A 15,981-nucleotide genomic window follows, 5' to 3' on the forward strand; every position below is an offset into this window, starting at 1 on the left:
CCGTACAATCGGGCCGGCGATTCAATCGATCGCTTGCTTGAAATTTCGGAACGTGGATCGCAAGATGCCGATCGCGATACGGAGTTGGTGCACATCGCTTCGTCGAGCGCACCGTTCGGGACTTCGCTGGAAGAATACGCCCTCGCGCGAGCGTAGGTTTGCGTCTGTCATTTCGATAGTGGGAGGTCACTCGCTGTGCCTCCTCGAGCCAACATTCAGAGGTGGGGAGATATGGGCATCGAAATCCACCATGAAGTTCAAATCTTCATTTCGATCGACTGCGCAGAGGAGCGCGCGTTCGCTCCTGTTTCTCGCGGTGTTGTTTGCCGCAATTCGCAATGCCGCGGCGCAGGAGCCAGTGCCGCCGTCTCCTTCTCCGTTGCTGCCGCCGTCCGAGGTCGAAGAGCGCATGCGTGCGCTCGAAACGAAGCTCGCGGCGATCCAAGAGAAGGACGAAAAACGCAGCAAGCTCCTCGAGTGGCTCGAGCACCTGAGGATCAGCGGCTACCTTCAACCGCAGCTCATTTGGCAGTCATTCAACGATGCGGCGTCGCCAAACGTCGGTGCAGGTAATTCGCCGGGGCTACCTGGGGGTATCGGTCCCAACTCCACCATTGCAAGACCGGATGGGACGACGACGAACCCGGACTTCTTCCGACTTCGCCGCGCGCGCTTGAAGACCGAGGTGATGCCGAGCGAGTACGCGAAATTCGTCTTTGAAATCGACCCTAACCTTGCTGGCGGTACGGCGGTGGGAACCGGCACGATCGCGAAGAACACCGAAGCGGTGGCGATCATCCCCTGGTCGAAGGACGTGCGGACGGAAATTGGAATGGGCATTTTCAAGATACCGTTTGGCAACGAGCTGCTTCAGAGCGATGCCGACCGTCCTTTCATCGAGCGAGGCTGGGCGGAGCAAAATTTTACGCCCGGTGAATTTGATACCGGTGTCCGCGCCTACACCACCGCGCTGGAGAAGAAACTCACCGTGCAAGCCGCCGTGGTCAATGGCGTGACGGAAGGTGAGCGAAACTTCACCATCGTTCCCGACTTGAATCGGGGAAAAGACGTGGTGGGGCGCGTCAACCTCAATATCGGACCCGCGGACGCCGGCGTGAGCGGCGTCGTGGGGGAGGGCGCGGTCGTGGATAGTGCGGCGCTCCGGTTCCAACAGTACCGCCGCTGGGGCGTGAACTTCGAAGCCGCGGTACACCATCCATTCGTGAAGAGCCTTGGCACAACGAAGCTTTCTTCGGAGTTGGTCCTCGCGCACAATCTCGATCGTGGCGTCCGCTACGCGTTTGCGCTGCCGACAATCACTACGAACGACGGTGGAAATGTGGGCAGCCACGACGAGCGCGCCCTCTTCGTGCGGCTCGAGCAGGACTTTTCGAAGTGGTTCACGCTCGGTCTGCGCTACGACATGTACACGCCCGACTCGGCCCAAAAGAACAACGCGCGCGATACGTACAGCACGGTCTTCGTGGTGCACTTCACCAAAGGCCTTCAGCTGATGCTCGAATACGATCACGCCATCGACAACGTCCATCGCCCGGGCGCCAGCGCCCCGTCGAGGCACATCGAGTCGTTCTCGAGCGTACTCCAGGTTCGGATCTAAGGTCGTGCCGACAGTTCAGTAGCCGTGGCGCGCGCGTAGATCCGGGAGAACGGCGGTGATGGCGTCGCGCGATCGATCGCGCAACGCGCCGAGGTCCTCGGCCGTCAGGTTCTCCGTCGGAATGGGCTCCAGGATCTTGGCGCAGGCATGCCCGCGCGCGATCCAGGGCGCGGTTTTCGGCCGCAGGTCTTTCGTGCCGGCGACCGCAATGGGCAGGAGCGGCGCCTTGGTGCGGATAGCCAGATCGAAGGCCCCGTCGCGGAAGCGCATCGCGTCGTCGTTTCGGGTGCGCGTACCCTCGGGGAAAATCATGATGGAGATACCCGCCGCGATGGCGCTCTCGCATTCGGTCATCATCGTGCGCACGCTCGAACCGTCGCCGCGACGAAGCGCAATGTCCCCGCCGAAGGTCAGCGCCCAGCCAATGAGCGGCGTCTTGAACAATTCCTCTTTGGCGACCCACCGCATGTCCCACGGAAGCCAAGCCAGGAGAAAAGGATCCGCCTCCGAGGGATGGTTCGCGACGACCACGTGCGCCTTGCGTTGGATGTCCGGCGGCGGCTCCCCCTCGATGGTGAACTTCCAGAGCGGCGTGAGCGAGCCGGCCGTGCGCCCCAGACGGCGCATCCACCGCCCCGGTTCGCGCTGCGTCACATCGCCGCGGTGCCGCAAATGCGAGGCCGCCATGATGGGCAGAAATGCCGTGACGCACGTCACGAACTCCAGGTGTGTGTAAATCCCCAGGGCCGCATCGCGGATCTTCATGCGAGGCCCGGGGAATTAGCGCGCCGCCGGCGACGTTCGTGTCACGATCTTGCCATGTCTTTGCGCCGGGCCGCTTCGCGTCTGTTCGTGACGACGTGCGTTGTATGCGCGATCGTGGCCCTCTTTCGACAGGGTTGGGTGCCCGCCGCCGTGAGCCCCGTTCCTTCCCTCGACCTGGAGGCACCCTCGGACTGGTTCGTCGACTGGCAACTCGCCGCGTTGAAGCGGGATCGCATGGCGTGCGAACGCATCCTGCGCCAACCGTGGGTGGACGCCACACCGGTCGCCGATCGTCCGCTGGAGGGTGGCTGCGGCTGGGAAAACGCCGTTCGCTTCTCCAAGATGGGCGACGTGAGCATCTCCGTCGACCGCCTCTCGTGCGAGGAGGCCGGCGCCTTCGCCTTGTGGATCGCCCGCGACGTGCAGCCGCTGGCCGAGTCTTTTCTCGGCCGCCGCGTTCGCAGCATCGGCCACATGGGGACGTACGCGTGCCGCAACGTCGTGGGCACGCGCTTCGGGGGCTTTCTGCGCAGCGAGCACGCCTCGGCCAACGCGATCGACATCGGCTCGTTCACCTTGGCCGACGGACGCACCGTCAGCGTGGCCAAGCATTGGGGTGGCGACGGCCCCGAGTCGCGTTTCCTCCACGCCGTCCACGATGGCGCTTGCCGCTACTTCCGCGTCGTCTTGGGCCCCGACTACAACGCCGCGCACCGCGACCACTTCCACTTGGACCGCGGCCCCTTCCCGGGTTGCCACTAGCGCAAATCTAGCCGAGTCCGTGCTCGTTCAGCTTGTTGTACAGCGTGCGTCGGCTCACGTTGAGCAGGCGTGCTGCCAAGGTGCGGTTGTTCTTCGCCTGCGCGAGCGCCCGGATCAGCGCCTCTTTCTCGGCGGCCACGCGGTGCGCGTCCAAAGACGGCCCCTCGGCCTCGCGCCTTGGCGCCAAGAGCGATGCACCGGCCGTCGGGAGTTCGCGCTCCACGTCCGCGTTGCCGATGGTCGTGCCCTCGGTCAACACCACGAGGCGCTCCATCAAGTTTTGCAGCTGCCGCACATTGCCCGGCCACGCGTACGCGCGCAGGGCATCGATCGCCGCGCCGTCGAGATTCATGCCCGCCTTGCCATTGGCCTGGCCTAATGTTTTCACGAAGTGCCGGGCCAGCGCTTCGATGTCCTCGGGGCGTGCGCGCAAGGGCGGCACGTGAACGGGGACGACGTTGAGCCGGTAGAACAAGTCCTCGCGGAAGTCGCCCTTGGCGATCATCGCCTCGAGATCGCGGTGGGTGGCGGCGACGAAGCGCACGTCGACCTTGATGGTCTGCGTGCCGCCCACCCGCTCGAATTCGCGCTCCTGCAGCACGCGCAGAAGCTTCACCTGCACCTGCGGCGTGATGTCGCCAATTTCATCCAGGAAAAGCGTGCCGCGGTGGGCTAGCTCCACGCGTCCCGGCTTGCGCGCCTGTGCGCCGGTGAAGGCGCCTTTCTCGTAGCCGAAAAGCTCGCTCTCGAGCAGCGCGTCGGGCAGCGCCGCGCAGTGCACCCGCACGAAGGGCTGCTCCTTGCGTGCGCCCTGCTCGTGAAGGGCGCGTGCGACCAGCTCCTTGCCGGTTCCCGTCTCGCCTCGAATGAGAACCGTGGCCGTGCCCGACGCCACCTTGCGGATGGTGCTCAGCACCTGGTGCATCGCCGGCGAGCTGCCCACCATCGCGCCTGTCTCGGCGGTCAGCGGTGGTGCACGCCCTGCGTCCGGCTTCGCATGCGCGAGCGCCTTCTCGACGACGAAGAGGATCTCCTCGCGCTGAAACGGCTTGAGCAAGAAATCGCGCGCGCCCGCTTTCATGGCCTCCACGGCCAGCGGCACCGAACCGTGCGCCGTGAGCAGGATGACCGGCAGCTCGGGGAAGGCGACCTGGAGCCTCCCCAGCAGGTCCATCCCGCTCATGCCGGGCATGCGAACGTCGGAGATCACCACGTCGAACGCGCGCGCCTCGAGCAGCCCGAGGGCCTCCTCTCCGGAGGTGGCGTGGTGCACTTGAAAGCCGTCGTGCTCCAAGAGCGCGGTGAGCACCTTCCCCACGGCGATGTCGTCCTCCACGACGAGCACGGACTGGTCCCTCATGCCACGAGCATCGGCCGAAGAGCGCGAGTGTGCAATCCTCTGCACGCGTCGGAACCCCATTGCCCATCCACGTGCCCGTGCCCATGCCTGTGCCCGAACATCCTGCAATGGCCTAGCCATTGCAGTTCGTGCCCGAACCCCTATGCCGCCCTCGATCGATTTTCGCGACGTCACCTTCATCGCCGCCTCGGTCGGCCACCTCGCGTTGGCCATCCTCTGCGTCTCGCGTGGCGGCATCCGCGGCCGCCGAGGACCGCTCGCCTTTCCCCTGGCGCTCCTCGCGTTCGACCTCTTTGGTTGGTCGTTTGCTGTATTTTGCAACCATTTCATGCCCAGCGCCGCATGGCGCGCCATGGACGCCGTGTTGTCGGCGCTCGCACCGCCGGTGGTCCTGCACGTGGTGCTCGCCTTCGTGGGCCAGCTGCGGGTGCGCCGCCTTCTCGTGCGCGGGCTCTACGCGGCCTATGCGCTCTTTGCGCTTTCGAGCATCGCGACGGCGTGGGTCGAGTCGTGGGCGTGGGCCGCCATCTTTCTCGCGGGCTGGCTGCCCACGTTCGGGTATGAAGTGTGGCTTCTCGTCCGGCACCTTCGGTCCAGCGGCGATGCCGACGAGAAGGCGCGCACCCGCTTGATGCTCGGCGCGCTGCTCGTGGGTGGGGCGTTTGCCTCCACGGATCTGTGGCACGACGCCGGTGTGCCGCTGCCACCGCTCGCGCCCATCGGCACCTTGCTCGCGACCGCGCTGGTGGCCGTGGTGGCGCTCCGGTTCCGCCTCTTCGAGCGCAACCTCGGTGCGATCACCTCGCTCTACGCCGTGTCCGTATCCGTGTGCGCGGTGCTCCTGTACCTCACGCTCTTCCAGGGCCTGCGCGGGAACCTGCCCGCGATGACCTTCGGCGTCACCGTCGTGACCCTCCTTCTCACCGCCTTCGTGCGCGAGGCGAGCAGCTCGTTCTCGAGCTACCGCGAGCGGGTCGAGCGGCTCGCCGTGATGGGGCGTTTCTCCGCGCAGATGGCGCATGACCTGAAAAACCCGCTGGCGGCGCTGGTGGGGGCCGTGCAGTTGCTCGAGCTCGATGCGGGCTCCCGCGCTTCGGGGCGCGACTTTCACGCCCTGATCCTCGAGCAGGCGGAACGCATCCGCGGCATCGTCGACAAGTACGAGCGGCTCGGCCGGGTCGAGCCCGTTCGCTCGCGCGTGCAGCTGAACGATCTCGTGAAGCGCGTGACTGCCCTGCAGCCGCATGCCGCGAGCGCCCGCGAGCTGAAGCTCGAGCTGGAGCTGGACCTCGATCCGGCGCTGCCCGACTGCGAGCTCGACCCGGATCTGCTCGCCGGCGCGCTCGAGAACCTGGTGCGCAACGCCGTCGAGGCGATGGACGGCGGCGGCTCCGTCGTCGTTCGGACGCGGGTCGATGGGCATGAAGGCGCCGAGGCCTCGCTGATCCTGGCCGTCGCCGACACGGGCGCGGGGATGGACGCGCGGCAGGTCGAGCGCGCCTTCGACGACTTTTACACGACGAAGGCCACCGGAAGCGGGCTGGGGCTCCCCTTCGTTCGGCGCGTGGCGCTCGCGCACGGCGGGGACGCTTCGCTCACGAGCCGACGCGGAGCAGGCACGACCGTCGAGATTCGTCTGCCGCTGGCGTGCTAATTCCAGAGAGGTGCCGCTTTCCGGACCGCTCGACCGCATCCTCGCGCTGATCGCCGTGCTCCGCACGCGCGCGGATGCGCTGCGCGACGGGGTGTACATCGCGGTCTGCCTGCTCTTCATGGCGGGCATCCCCGGAAGCGCCGTTCGCCCCATCGTCTACGAGCGCGTGGCGCCGCCGGTGCCGGAGACCATCCGCGATCGCGACGCCGCCCTCGACGTGGACGTGCGCACCAGCGAAGGCGAACGCCTGCCGTACGCGCGCGTGCGGGCGCTGGCCGTCATCGACGGGCGCGTCCATGCGGCAGGGGAGGGGGTCACCAACGCCGACGGCTTCGTGCACATCGAGCGTCTACCGCGCGCCGAGCATTGGGTGCTCGCGGATGCGCCGGGCCGTGCGCGGGCGGCAACCACCGTGGTGCTGACCCAGGGAGCGCGCAGCGTCGTGCTGACCTTGGAGCCGGAGCATTTCCTGGAGCTCGACGTCAAAGACGAGCGCGGTGGCGGCCTCGCGGGCGTCGAGATCGAAGTCACCGGCCGCGATCCGCTCCCCGTCGGCGCCCGCACCGACTTGGACGGCCACGCGCGCGTGGGCCGTTTGACCCGCGGGCCGTACGTCGCCACCGCGCGCTTGCCCGGCCTAGAGGAAGTGACCCAGCGCGGACTGCTCGAGGGCTCCACGGCGCACTTCGTACTCCGCCGTCTTGGCGTCATCATCGCGCGCGTGCGCGACGGCGGCGAGCCTGTGCCCGGGGCGCGCGTGCAGATCAGCGGCGCCACCCTTTGGCCGCCGCGCGCCGCGGAGACCGATGCCAGCGGGCAGCTTCGCATCGCGTCCCTCTCCGCAGGCACCTATGCCTTGCGCGCCAACCGGGGCGATCGCGTCAGCGCCATCGAGTTCGACGTCGCCGTGAACGGCGGCGACGAGCGCGAGGTCGAGTTGAACCTCGAGCCAGGCTTCCACGTCGCCACCCGGGTCATCGAGGGCGACCAAGAGGGCGCGAGCGATGCCATCCCCATTGCCGGCGCCCGCGTCACCTTGGTCGAGGGCGGACTCTCGCCCTTTCCCATCGAGGGCGTGACCGATCGCGATGGGCAAGCGCGCCTCGGCCCCATCGCCCGCGGATCCGCCGCGCTTTCCGCGCGCGCCGACGGCTACGTCGCCCGCGGCGGCATCCCCGTGCCCGAGGCCCCGAGCGGGCCCGTGGTGATCGCCCTCCCGCGCGGGGGCACGGTCATCGGCCGCGTGGTCGACACGCGCGGCTTTCCGGTGGACGGCGCCACCATCGTCCTCTTCGGCACCGACTTCCACGGCGCGCCCATCGACGACGACCCGCGCCGTACCAGCTTTCGCGATGCGCACTTCAGCGCAACGCTCGCCGGCCCGCGGCCGCTGGTTCCCGCCGGCGAGCTCGGGGTCATGCCCGGCCCCGTGCCGCCCATCCCACGCGCGACGGATCCCGCTCCCGGCGTGGCCTCCATGTCGGTGACCGATCCCTCGGCCAAGCCACCCGAACCCTGGGTCACGCGCGCCGATGGAACCTACCGCGCCAAGCCGGCGACGCCGGGGCGCATCCGCGCGCTGGTGCGGCACCCGCAATACGTCGAGGTGACCAGCGACGTCGTCACCCTGGCCTCGGGCGGCGAGGTCCGCATCGACGTGGTGATGCACGCCGGCGGCTCGCTCGAAGGCCACGTCGTCGATGCCCGCGGCCACGCCATCGATGGTGCTCGCGTTACGGTGAGCGCCGTTCGCGGCGGGCTCGAACGCGCAACGCGCACCATGGCCGATGGCAGCTTCGCCTTCGCCTCGCTGCCCGAGTCCGTCGGCCTCACCGTCACGCGCGACGACAACCCGGGCTCGCCCAGCGTCAACCTGCCGCTGAGCATCCCCGACGGCCAAAAGCGTGAAATCACGGTCACCATGCCCGATCCACGCCCGGCTCTTCGCGTCCGCGTGAACGACGATCGCGGCTACGCGCTCGACGCCGTGCAGCTCTCCGCGAGCTCGCTCGATCCCGATGCCCCGCTGCGAAGCACGGCCTACACCGACGCGCGCGGCGACGCGAGCATCCCCGGTGCGCGCGGTGTGGCCATCCGCCTCGAGGCCCGCGCGCCCGAGCGCGCGCCCACCATCGTCACCGTCGACGCCGACGCCGTCGAACCCGTGATCGTGTCCCTTGGCCGCGCCGAAAGCGCGACCGGCGAAGTGCGCAGCAGCCGCGGCGATCGCCTGCAAGACGCCGAGATCGTGCTCTACACGGAGATCGGCGCCCGCCGCACGCGCAGCGATGCCGAGGGCCTCTTCACCTTGGGCGAATTGTCGCCCGGCCCGGCGCGCTTGGTGGTGCGCGCCGCCGGCTATGCACCCGCGGAGCGAGCCGTCTCCATCGCGAAATCCGGCGGCAATCGACCCACCGCGCTCGCCCGCGTCGAGCTCAAGGCGGAGGGCTCGGTCAGTGGTACCGTGGTCGACGCGCAAAATCGACCCGTGCAAGGTGCACGCATCGCCCGCGACCAGGTCCCCACGTACCTTGCCATGGGGGCCACGCCACGCGGCATGGCCGTCTCCGATGCGCAGGGACGCTTCCGCCTCGGCGAATTGGAGGAGGGGGCGGTGACCTTGGAGGCCTTTGCGCCCGACGTGGGCCGTGTGCGCCTGGACGGCGTTCGCATCGTGGCCGGGCGCACCACCTCGGGCGTCGTCCTCGCGTTCCCGCGCGACGGCGAAAAGCGCGACGCCGTCTCCAGCCCCGACGCGGCCGGCGTCGCGGTCACCTTGGGCACCGACGACGACAACGGCGCCATCGTGCTCGCCGCCGTGGCCGAGGGCAGCGCCGCCGAGCGCGCCGGCCTTGCCCCGGGCGACGTGGTCGTCGAGGTCGATGGCGCCGCGGTGCACACGATGCCCGAGGCGCGCGCCAAGCTGCAGGGCCCGGCCAACCTCGACGTCATCATCAAGTTGCGCCGCGGCGACACGCCGCTCACCGTCCGCGTCGCCCGCGAACCGGTACGGCGCTAGCTCGAGTCGCCCGTGTTCAGTGCTCCCGCCGCAGCGTCATCCGCTTTCCCTCGAGCACCGTCCACTGCATCGTGTCGTCGTCCACGAACACGAAGGTCTGCGGCTCCTTGGCCCCGTCGTACTCCGTGATCACCACCACGGTGTTCTTCTCTTGGCGCACCACCTTGAAGGCGCTGCTCGATTGGTCGCCGGGCGTCTTCACGGAGACTTTGCCGTCGCGAAATTCCATCTCGGTGGCCGTGGCAAACGCCGTCGCCGCCGCTTCCTGCTCGGGGGCCACCCCCTGCACTTTGGTGCCGCGCCAGTGCCCTTCGAGCTTCTGCTCGCCTGATTTATGACAGCCTATGGCGAGGAGAAGAATGAGAACGGTCGCGCGACGCACACGGCGAAGTCTACTTCGATTGCGCTATGTCTAAAAGCGTGGCCGAGAAGCGTCGTCTCCCTGTCTTGAACAGCGCTCCGCAGGAGCCGCCCCCGGATGAACGCCCCGCGTGGCATTGGGCGGGCTTCGGCGTGGTCATCATCCTCGCCGCCTGGCTACCGCTGGCGTACGTCGCCGAGTTCCTCAAAGGTCGCGCCATCCGCGTCTTTCTGGGCCCCGTCGAGAGCGAGGACCAAGCGACCCTCGCCATCGCCGCGCTCTCTTCGGGCGACCGCGCGCGCCTCACCGCCGTCCTCGTTGGCCTCTCCGCGACGGCCCTCGCCGCGGGATCGCTCGCCGGCGGCTACGTCGTCGGGCGCTGGAGCGACAAGGCCGGATGGCGCGAATCGTCCGCCGCAGGCGCCGCCGTTGGAGCGCTCACCGGCATGCTGGCGCTCGCATCGGGCGGCTCGCCCACGGCCTTTTTGCCGGCACTTCTCACGATGGCCATGGCCGGCCTCGGCGGCTCCTGGGGCGCCCGCCGCAAAACGGCCTGACCTGACGCGAAGACGGGCGGCGCCCGACGTGCTAATTCGCCCGAACCCATGTTTTGCTTGAAGGTGCGGAGCGACGCGGCCTGGGCCAAAGAGGCCGTCGCCCATTTCGACAAGGTCCTCGTCGACCACGCCCACTGCGAGATGAAGGCGGCGTCGAATGCGCTGTCCCTCGCCGCGCGCCATCCGGACGATCTGGCCCTGGTGCGCGCGCTCACCGACCTCGCGAAGGAGGAGCTCGACCACTTCCAGCGCGTGCTCGCCATCCTCGAGGAGCGCGGCATCGCGCTGGGCACGCCCGAGGTCGACACCTACGCGGCCGAGCTGCGAAAGGCCTCCAAGGAGCGCCCCCCGGGCTGGCCCGTCCTGGTCGATCGCCTCCTCGTCGGTGCCCTCATCGAGGCGCGTTCGTGCGAGCGGTTCAAGCTTCTCCTGGGCGAGCTCGACCCCGAGCGCGAACCCGAGATGCATGCATTCTACAGCGAGCTCTTTGCCGCCGAGGCGCGTCATTATCGCACCTTCTGCGATCTGGCCATTGCCGCCGGCGGCGTCGCCCAGGAGGCGGTGGAGGCGCGGCTGGAGCACCTGAGCGTCCTCGAGGGGCGGATCGTTTCTCGATTGGCAAAAAACGAGTTTCGCGGCTTCATTCACGGATAATGAGCTCGTTCTCGGGAGGGCCGGACCTCGGCGACATTTTTGGCCTCGACCGCGACGTCGAGCGCGCCTACCGCGCCTGGCAGACGTGGCGCCTCACCCTGCGCGCCGATCCGGAGGCCCACGCGGACGAGGACGTCTTTTTGCTCTCGTCCCATCGTCGCGTCGCGACCAAGTCGCTCTTCGACGGTCTCGCCGCCCAGGCGGATCCCGCCGGCGCGCACGAGGGCCTGCGGCGCTGGATCGCCTTTCTCCTTCAAGCGCGCAACACGCACGACGCGGACGTTTCCCTCGCCCGCGAGGCCGCCTCGCGCGAGACGCCGGTGCAAAACTTGGACGAGGGACGCCGCGTCAGCTACCGCGAAGCTTGGCGCGGCGTGGTGGGTGAGACGGCGCGGGGGAAGGCCATCGCGTGGTTCGATGCGGCAGCTGCCCGCGGCCCGGCCATGGCGGCCCCCCGCCGTGAACGGCGCGCGCGCCGCGAGGAGGTGCTCCGCCGCCTCGGCCTCGAGGGCGAGTCCGCGCTGGTGCCCAAGGAGCTCTCCGTGCAAGGCGCCCTCGCCGAAGCGATCCTCGCGGCCACGCACGATCTGGCCGACGCCTTCCTTCGCGACGAGCGAAAGCAAGAGGGCGCGGACGCTCCCCATCCGGTCGACGCCATCCGCATCGCCCTCGCCCGCGGCGCGCGCGAGGGATGGCCGGCGCGCCTCTCCCCGCGGTGGCTGCACGAGCTGTTCGGCGGATGGCTCACGGGCGCCGCACGCTTCGAGCTCGGCCCCCTGCCGGCGGCCATCTCCGGCGCCAGCTTCGTGCGCGCACTCGAGATCTTCGGTCAGAGCTTTCGCCGCACCTCGTTCGAAACCCGCCCCACGCTCCCCTTTGCCCTGCGCAGCGATCCGCACTTCGTCGACGTGCACCGCACGGGGGCCCTCACGGCCTCGCTGGCTGCATCGCCGCCCTTCCAACGCCGCGCGCTCGGACTGGGCAAGGACGGCGCGCTTCTCCAAGCGCGCACCCTCGGCAAGACGCTGCTTTTCACCCTTCGGCTGAACGCGGCGCGCGTTCTTCTCGGGGCACCCACCGCGGACGGTGCAACCTGGGACGACGTGACCGCCCGCCTTTTTGGGGCCCCTGCCGCCCGTTCCCTCGCCGGCGCCTGGCCCGAATGCCGCGACGACGAAGGGGCCCGCCTCGTGGGGTCGGCCACTGTGCTGCCCTGGTTGCGTACCTTGGTCGACGAATTCGACGAAGATTGGTTCTTCAATCCGCGCGCGTTCGAAGCTTTGCGCGCGAGAACGTTGTACCCTGCACGTGCATGGACGGAGGGGGAAGCAGTGGATCCATCGCAAACCGCACGCGACATCGGTCGCCATTTCGAGGAGCTATTCGGGTGAGACGCACCGCTTTCCTCCTGTCTGCCGCTGTCCTCACCCTCTCCGCGCTGGCGGCCTCGGATCGGGTTTTCGCCGCACCACCCCCCGAGAAACCCTCTCCTTCCCGTGCTGCGGGGCCGCAGCTTCCGCTCTTGCCGAGCATCCCGCGCGTCCGCGTGGAGGTGGCGAAGGCCCACATTCTCGTCGTCCAAGACGTGAACCTGCCCCGCGGCAATTGGCGCGGGGGCGATCTCGAGTTTTTCGTCGCCTACGGCGCCCCGGGCGCCCCGTTCGCGTTCGACGCGCACTTGATGGCCGTTCCCGACGGCGCCCTCGAGCCGGAGACCGAGGAACGCGGCACCCCCGTCGCCGTCGAACGTGCGATCCGCCGCCCGCCGAACGCCAACGTCTACCTGCTCCTCGGTCGCCCGCAGATGTCCGGCGCCATCGTGCACATCAAGGAGGCCGATTTCCGCCGCGCCCTGGGCACCCGCAGCATGGCCGCTCTTCGCCTGCGCACGGTCCTTCCGCTCCCCGAGCTCGACGCCCTCACCGGGCGCGAAGTCCTCGTGCGCCTCGGCACCGAGGCCGGCAACCCGCTCACCTTGGGCCGCCTGCAAGTCGCCTCCATCGAGAAGGACGTCACCCTCGAGCACGCGGAGGCCCACCTTTGCGGCAAAGACGCTGACCCGTATCCGCTGGCCATCGCCATGCGCCCGAGCCCCACGGGCTCCTTCCAGCGCGCCACCCCCGACCCCAAAGCCCCCTCCAAGGGCACCGACGCCCCCACCGCCCCCGTCCTCGCCGTCCGCCATTCGACCGACGACGTGTGCATCCGCTTCTGGACGAAGGACTAACGCGCTAAGCGCCCGCCAACCTCCTCTACGTCAACGTCAGACGTTTGACGTTGACGTCTGACGTTGACGTTGACGGCGACGGCGACGTAGACGACATGACGTAGTCGTCGTCCTTGACGAAGCCGTGCGCAACGGCGTCGCCCGGGAGGCCGGTGTGCCCAAAGGGCACTCGGCGCTGCTCGATCAACTGCGTCGTGCGGCGCTGTCCGTACCTCTCAACATCGCCGAAGCCGCGGGGCGAAGCTCGGAACGGGACGGTGCGAGGCACTACGCGATCGCACGGGGTTCCGCGATGGAATGTGCTGCGGTCATCGATGCACTGCACGTTCTCGGAGCCGTGGAAGCGGAAGAGCATGCTCGCGCCGTGGGGCTGCTTGAGCGGTGTGTCGCGATGCTGACCAAGCTTTGCCAGTGACGTCAACGACGACGACTACGCTTTGTCGTCAACGTCGCCGTCGCCGTCAACGACCACGTCAACGTAAGACGTCAACGTCAACGTAAGACGTCAACGCTCTCAGGGCGGCGGGTACGGGTCCGAGTTGGTCATCCCGGTATCGTCGCGGGAGTCGGAGTTGTTGCCCTTGGGATCGACGAAGTACTTCAGCCCGATCGAGAACAGCGTCATTGGCTGATCGGTCGCGACGTCGCGGCGACCGCTGATCTCGACGCTCCATTTCTTGTCGAGGTAGCCGATGCCGGCGGACACCGAGTGGGCGCGCTGGCCGGCGTCGTAGCGGTAGCCTGCGCGCAGCGGGACGTGCTCCATCACCACGAACTCGCCGCCGAACATCAAGCGGCCCCGCGTGCCCTTCCACGTCGTGAAGTCGGCCAGGGCGTTGGCCTCCAGGGTGAAGAGTTGCGGTCGCATGTACCCGACGCCGCCGGCCAACGTCGTCGGCGCGAGGGCGGTGCCCGGGTTGGTCAGGTTGTGCCCGACCAACCCGAAAAAGAGACCGGGCACCGGCTGGACGGTGACGCCCGCATCGAAGGTGAACTGGCTGAAAAGCGGATCCCCGCGGGTCCCATCCGAGACGTAGCTATCGCGGAAAGGCCCGCTCGCGACGCTCTGGTTCACCCGCAGGTAGCGCCCCGTGACGCCGATGGAAATCTGATCGCCCAGCGGTAGCGCAAGGGCGAGCCGCAGATCCGTCCACTGGCGGCGGGCGCCATCGGGATCGAGCTGGGACCACACGCCCCCGAAGGCCCCCGAGACCTTGCTCGTCGACGAATCGGCGATGGCGCCGCCGAAGTTCGTGCGCCGCGCGTCCGGTGAGAACGTGGCCAACGCTTCGAAGTGGTACACGCGCGTGTACGGCAGGTTCGCGGGGTTCAGCCACAGCGCCGTCGTCGACGTACCCGTCGCGTTCTGGGCGCCACCCATGGCCACCGAGCGAGGGCTCTGGACCTCGCCCAAGTCGTAGCCTTGTTGCGGCGTCGTGGACGACGGGTCGGCGGCGGCTGTTGCGGCCATGGTCAGCACCGATGCAAGCGATGCGAACGAAGCTGCGCGCACCGCGTTCGAGTGACAACTTGTACGACCACGCGGCTTCTGCAGCGACCGGTCGCGGGCGGACTTTTTTGACGTGAGCGAAGAGGTGAACGGCATCGGAAGCGAGCTGTAGACCTCCGACGTCAACCGCGATCGGCGGGGGTCCGTGTTAGCTGGCGCCGACCCTAACAAGGTCCCTTCCCATAAGCAATTCCCGCGAAAATACGCGGGAAGCGCCCACTCTTGACAGGACGATCCACGAGAAAAACGCATGACTCACTGGTCCCATCGGAGGGGGGACGAGCGTTTCAGCCATCATTTTCTATATTTACGTGCCACCGCCCCTACCGGAAAGCGTGCGAGCGACATTTCACAGGTGATCTACACCCAATAAAGCCGTGTCATTTCACGCACTTTGGTCGTTCGTGCACATCGCCGTGGACGAGCTCGAAAAAGCGATGCTAGGAGCATGGTTCGCGTTTCGGACGCGGTGCTGTCACGCCGTTGCCCTTTTGACGCGATCGCTAGAGCTTTCGAATCTGTTCAGCTTTCCGAACCCGTTCCGAGACCTGTAGCGTTCTTGTTCCCGCCGACCGATGGATCAAGGTCCATGGGGTTAGCAGGGACTCTTTTGTCTTGGCTTCAAAATCACCAGTCCATGCCTCCCCAATCGTAGTGGGGGGGGCTCCGTTGGTGAGTGCGCTGTTGAGTGAAAGCCGTGCAAGAAGGATGCGCAGCAAACCCGCGTAGCAAAGTGATGCATCGTTGGAAGTTCCCCGCGCGTTCTCGCGGGCTGATTGGTGTCCGCGTCAGCGGATCGTGCCGGTACCTCGCATGAGAGCGAGGTCAGACTCTGGGAGGGGTTCCGCAGCAACGAAACTTTGGGAGAACGATTTACTCGCCAATGTTTTTTCGATACGGACGCTCCAGTCGCCTTCGAGGAGTGATCAGCTTCGGCGGTCCCGCAGCCTGTGTGTTGGGCAGGGTGGGGGAGTCGAGCCTGACAAGCCTGAGGGACGGAGGGGGAGGGAGGGACGTTCTGCCAGGCTGCACATGGCGGAGTCGTTCCCTGAAGCCCGCACAGCGGGGACGACACCTGTCAATTCAGGCAATTCAGCGGGGGAATCAACGATGAACGCGATTGTCCACAGCCTGTGGATAATTTGTTGGGAAACGTGCGCGTGCTGCGCGTGAAGGGATTTCGTGCGGCGTAAGTGAGAGCGGAAGTGACAGAGTGATTCTGAAAATGGCCGGGTCCGTTCGATTTTGCGGACAAACCACGAGAGCTCGAACGTAGATCGCAGAGTTCGCGTGGTTTTTGGTATCTGGCCCCTCTGAAGGCGTATCGTGCCGGATCCTTGTCACCCACGGTCACGTGCGGTGGAGGGAACCTTCGCGTGCATGCAAGAGGAAACACTCTTCGCCGCCAGGTTGATTCGAAGCGAAACGTCCGGCGGGGTGGGGCCGACAAATGAAGACGAGCCTAAGCAACGCAGGAGCGGGTGACGGGAACCG

At 67.5% G+C, this 15,981-nt stretch carries 13 protein-coding genes; 9 read left to right on the top strand and 4 right to left on the bottom strand.

Going from position 1 to position 15,981, the window contains the following annotated elements; translation table 11 throughout:
- Positions 1–250 precede the first annotated feature (250 nt).
- Positions 251–1,618 carry an OprO/OprP family phosphate-selective porin gene (locus LVJ94_53160; GenBank protein WXB05633.1) on the top strand — a complete coding sequence of 456 codons (1,368 nt, stop codon included), beginning with the start codon at positions 251–253 and terminating at the stop codon, positions 1,616–1,618.
- Between the two features lie 15 nt (positions 1,619–1,633).
- On the opposite strand, the gene LVJ94_53165 is transcribed toward LVJ94_53160, so the two are convergent.
- On the bottom strand, positions 1,634–2,383 hold the full coding sequence (locus tag LVJ94_53165) for a 1-acyl-sn-glycerol-3-phosphate acyltransferase (GenBank protein ID WXB05634.1): 750 nt from the start codon (positions 2,381–2,383) through the stop codon (positions 1,634–1,636).
- Positions 2,384–2,497: 114 nt separating this feature from the next.
- Here LVJ94_53165 and LVJ94_53170 point away from each other — a divergent pair, with 114 nt between their 5' ends.
- Positions 2,498–3,145 (top strand): extensin family protein, encoded by a 648-nt coding sequence (locus LVJ94_53170; GenBank protein ID WXB05635.1) that lies wholly within the window; start codon positions 2,498–2,500, stop codon positions 3,143–3,145.
- Between the two features lie 7 nt (positions 3,146–3,152).
- Here the strand turns inward: LVJ94_53170 and LVJ94_53175 are convergent, their stop codons facing one another.
- Positions 3,153–4,505 carry a sigma-54 dependent transcriptional regulator gene (locus LVJ94_53175; protein WXB05636.1) on the bottom strand — a complete coding sequence of 451 codons (1,353 nt, stop codon included), beginning with the start codon at positions 4,503–4,505 and terminating at the stop codon, positions 3,153–3,155.
- 142 nt (positions 4,506–4,647) lie between these two features.
- Here LVJ94_53175 and LVJ94_53180 point away from each other — a divergent pair, with 142 nt between their 5' ends.
- Together LVJ94_53180 and LVJ94_53185 are read left to right on the top strand one after the other, a co-directional pair.
- A complete protein-coding gene (locus LVJ94_53180) occupies positions 4,648–6,159 on the top strand; it encodes an ATP-binding protein (protein ID WXB05637.1) in 1,512 nt (503 codons plus the stop codon).
- A 10-nt stretch (positions 6,160–6,169) separates the two neighbouring features.
- A complete protein-coding gene (locus LVJ94_53185) occupies positions 6,170–9,178 on the top strand; it encodes a carboxypeptidase regulatory-like domain-containing protein (GenBank protein WXB05638.1) in 3,009 nt (1,002 codons plus the stop codon).
- A gap of 16 nt (positions 9,179–9,194) precedes the next feature.
- Here the strand turns inward: LVJ94_53185 and LVJ94_53190 are convergent, their stop codons facing one another.
- Positions 9,195–9,560, bottom strand: a complete 366-nt coding sequence (locus tag LVJ94_53190) for a hypothetical protein (GenBank protein WXB05639.1) — start codon at positions 9,558–9,560, stop codon at positions 9,195–9,197.
- Positions 9,561–9,598: 38 nt separating this feature from the next.
- Here LVJ94_53190 and LVJ94_53195 point away from each other — a divergent pair, with 38 nt between their 5' ends.
- The 5 genes from LVJ94_53195 to LVJ94_53215 all read left to right on the top strand — a co-directional run bounded on the left by LVJ94_53195 (position 9,599) and on the right by LVJ94_53215 (position 13,392).
- The gene (locus LVJ94_53195; GenBank protein WXB05640.1) at positions 9,599–10,096 is read left to right on the top strand and encodes a hypothetical protein; all 498 of its coding nucleotides are present in this window, start codon (positions 9,599–9,601) and stop codon (positions 10,094–10,096) included.
- 48 nt (positions 10,097–10,144) lie between these two features.
- The gene (locus tag LVJ94_53200; GenBank protein ID WXB05641.1) at positions 10,145–10,750 is read left to right on the top strand and encodes a tRNA-(ms[2]io[6]A)-hydroxylase; all 606 of its coding nucleotides are present in this window, start codon (positions 10,145–10,147) and stop codon (positions 10,748–10,750) included.
- Positions 10,750–12,141 (top strand): hypothetical protein, encoded by a 1,392-nt coding sequence (locus LVJ94_53205; GenBank protein ID WXB05642.1) that lies wholly within the window; start codon positions 10,750–10,752, stop codon positions 12,139–12,141. Before LVJ94_53200 ends, LVJ94_53205 begins: the two co-directional genes overlap by 1 nt.
- Positions 12,138–12,977: a hypothetical protein gene (locus tag LVJ94_53210; protein ID WXB05643.1), complete on the top strand. Its 840-nt coding sequence runs from the start codon at positions 12,138–12,140 to the stop codon at positions 12,975–12,977. Before LVJ94_53205 ends, LVJ94_53210 begins: the two co-directional genes overlap by 4 nt.
- 124 nt (positions 12,978–13,101) lie before the next feature.
- The gene (locus tag LVJ94_53215; GenBank protein WXB05644.1) at positions 13,102–13,392 is read left to right on the top strand and encodes a four helix bundle protein; all 291 of its coding nucleotides are present in this window, start codon (positions 13,102–13,104) and stop codon (positions 13,390–13,392) included.
- Between the two features lie 99 nt (positions 13,393–13,491).
- Here the strand turns inward: LVJ94_53215 and LVJ94_53220 are convergent, their stop codons facing one another.
- Positions 13,492–14,448: a hypothetical protein gene (locus tag LVJ94_53220; protein ID WXB05645.1), complete on the bottom strand. Its 957-nt coding sequence runs from the start codon at positions 14,446–14,448 to the stop codon at positions 13,492–13,494.
- Positions 14,449–15,981 lie beyond the last annotated feature (1,533 nt).

This window comes from Sorangiineae bacterium MSr11367 (assembly GCA_037157805.1).
In the GTDB taxonomy this organism is placed as follows: Bacteria; Myxococcota_A; Polyangia; order Polyangiales; family Polyangiaceae; genus Pendulispora; species Pendulispora rubella.

Coding starts and splice junctions, on each gene's coding strand:
- LVJ94_53180 (WXB05637.1), top strand. CDS start 4,648: ATGCCGCCCTCGATCGATTTTCGCGACGTCACCTTCATCGCCGCCTCG.
- LVJ94_53220 (WXB05645.1), bottom strand. CDS start 14,448: ATGGCCGCAACAGCCGCCGCCGACCCGTCGTCCACGACGCCGCAACAA.
- LVJ94_53160 (WXB05633.1), top strand. CDS start 251: ATGAAGTTCAAATCTTCATTTCGATCGACTGCGCAGAGGAGCGCGCGT.
- LVJ94_53205 (WXB05642.1), top strand. CDS start 10,750: ATGAGCTCGTTCTCGGGAGGGCCGGACCTCGGCGACATTTTTGGCCTC.
- LVJ94_53175 (WXB05636.1), bottom strand. CDS start 4,505: ATGAGGGACCAGTCCGTGCTCGTCGTGGAGGACGACATCGCCGTGGGG.
- LVJ94_53200 (WXB05641.1), top strand. CDS start 10,145: ATGTTTTGCTTGAAGGTGCGGAGCGACGCGGCCTGGGCCAAAGAGGCC.
- LVJ94_53165 (WXB05634.1), bottom strand. CDS start 2,383: ATGAAGATCCGCGATGCGGCCCTGGGGATTTACACACACCTGGAGTTC.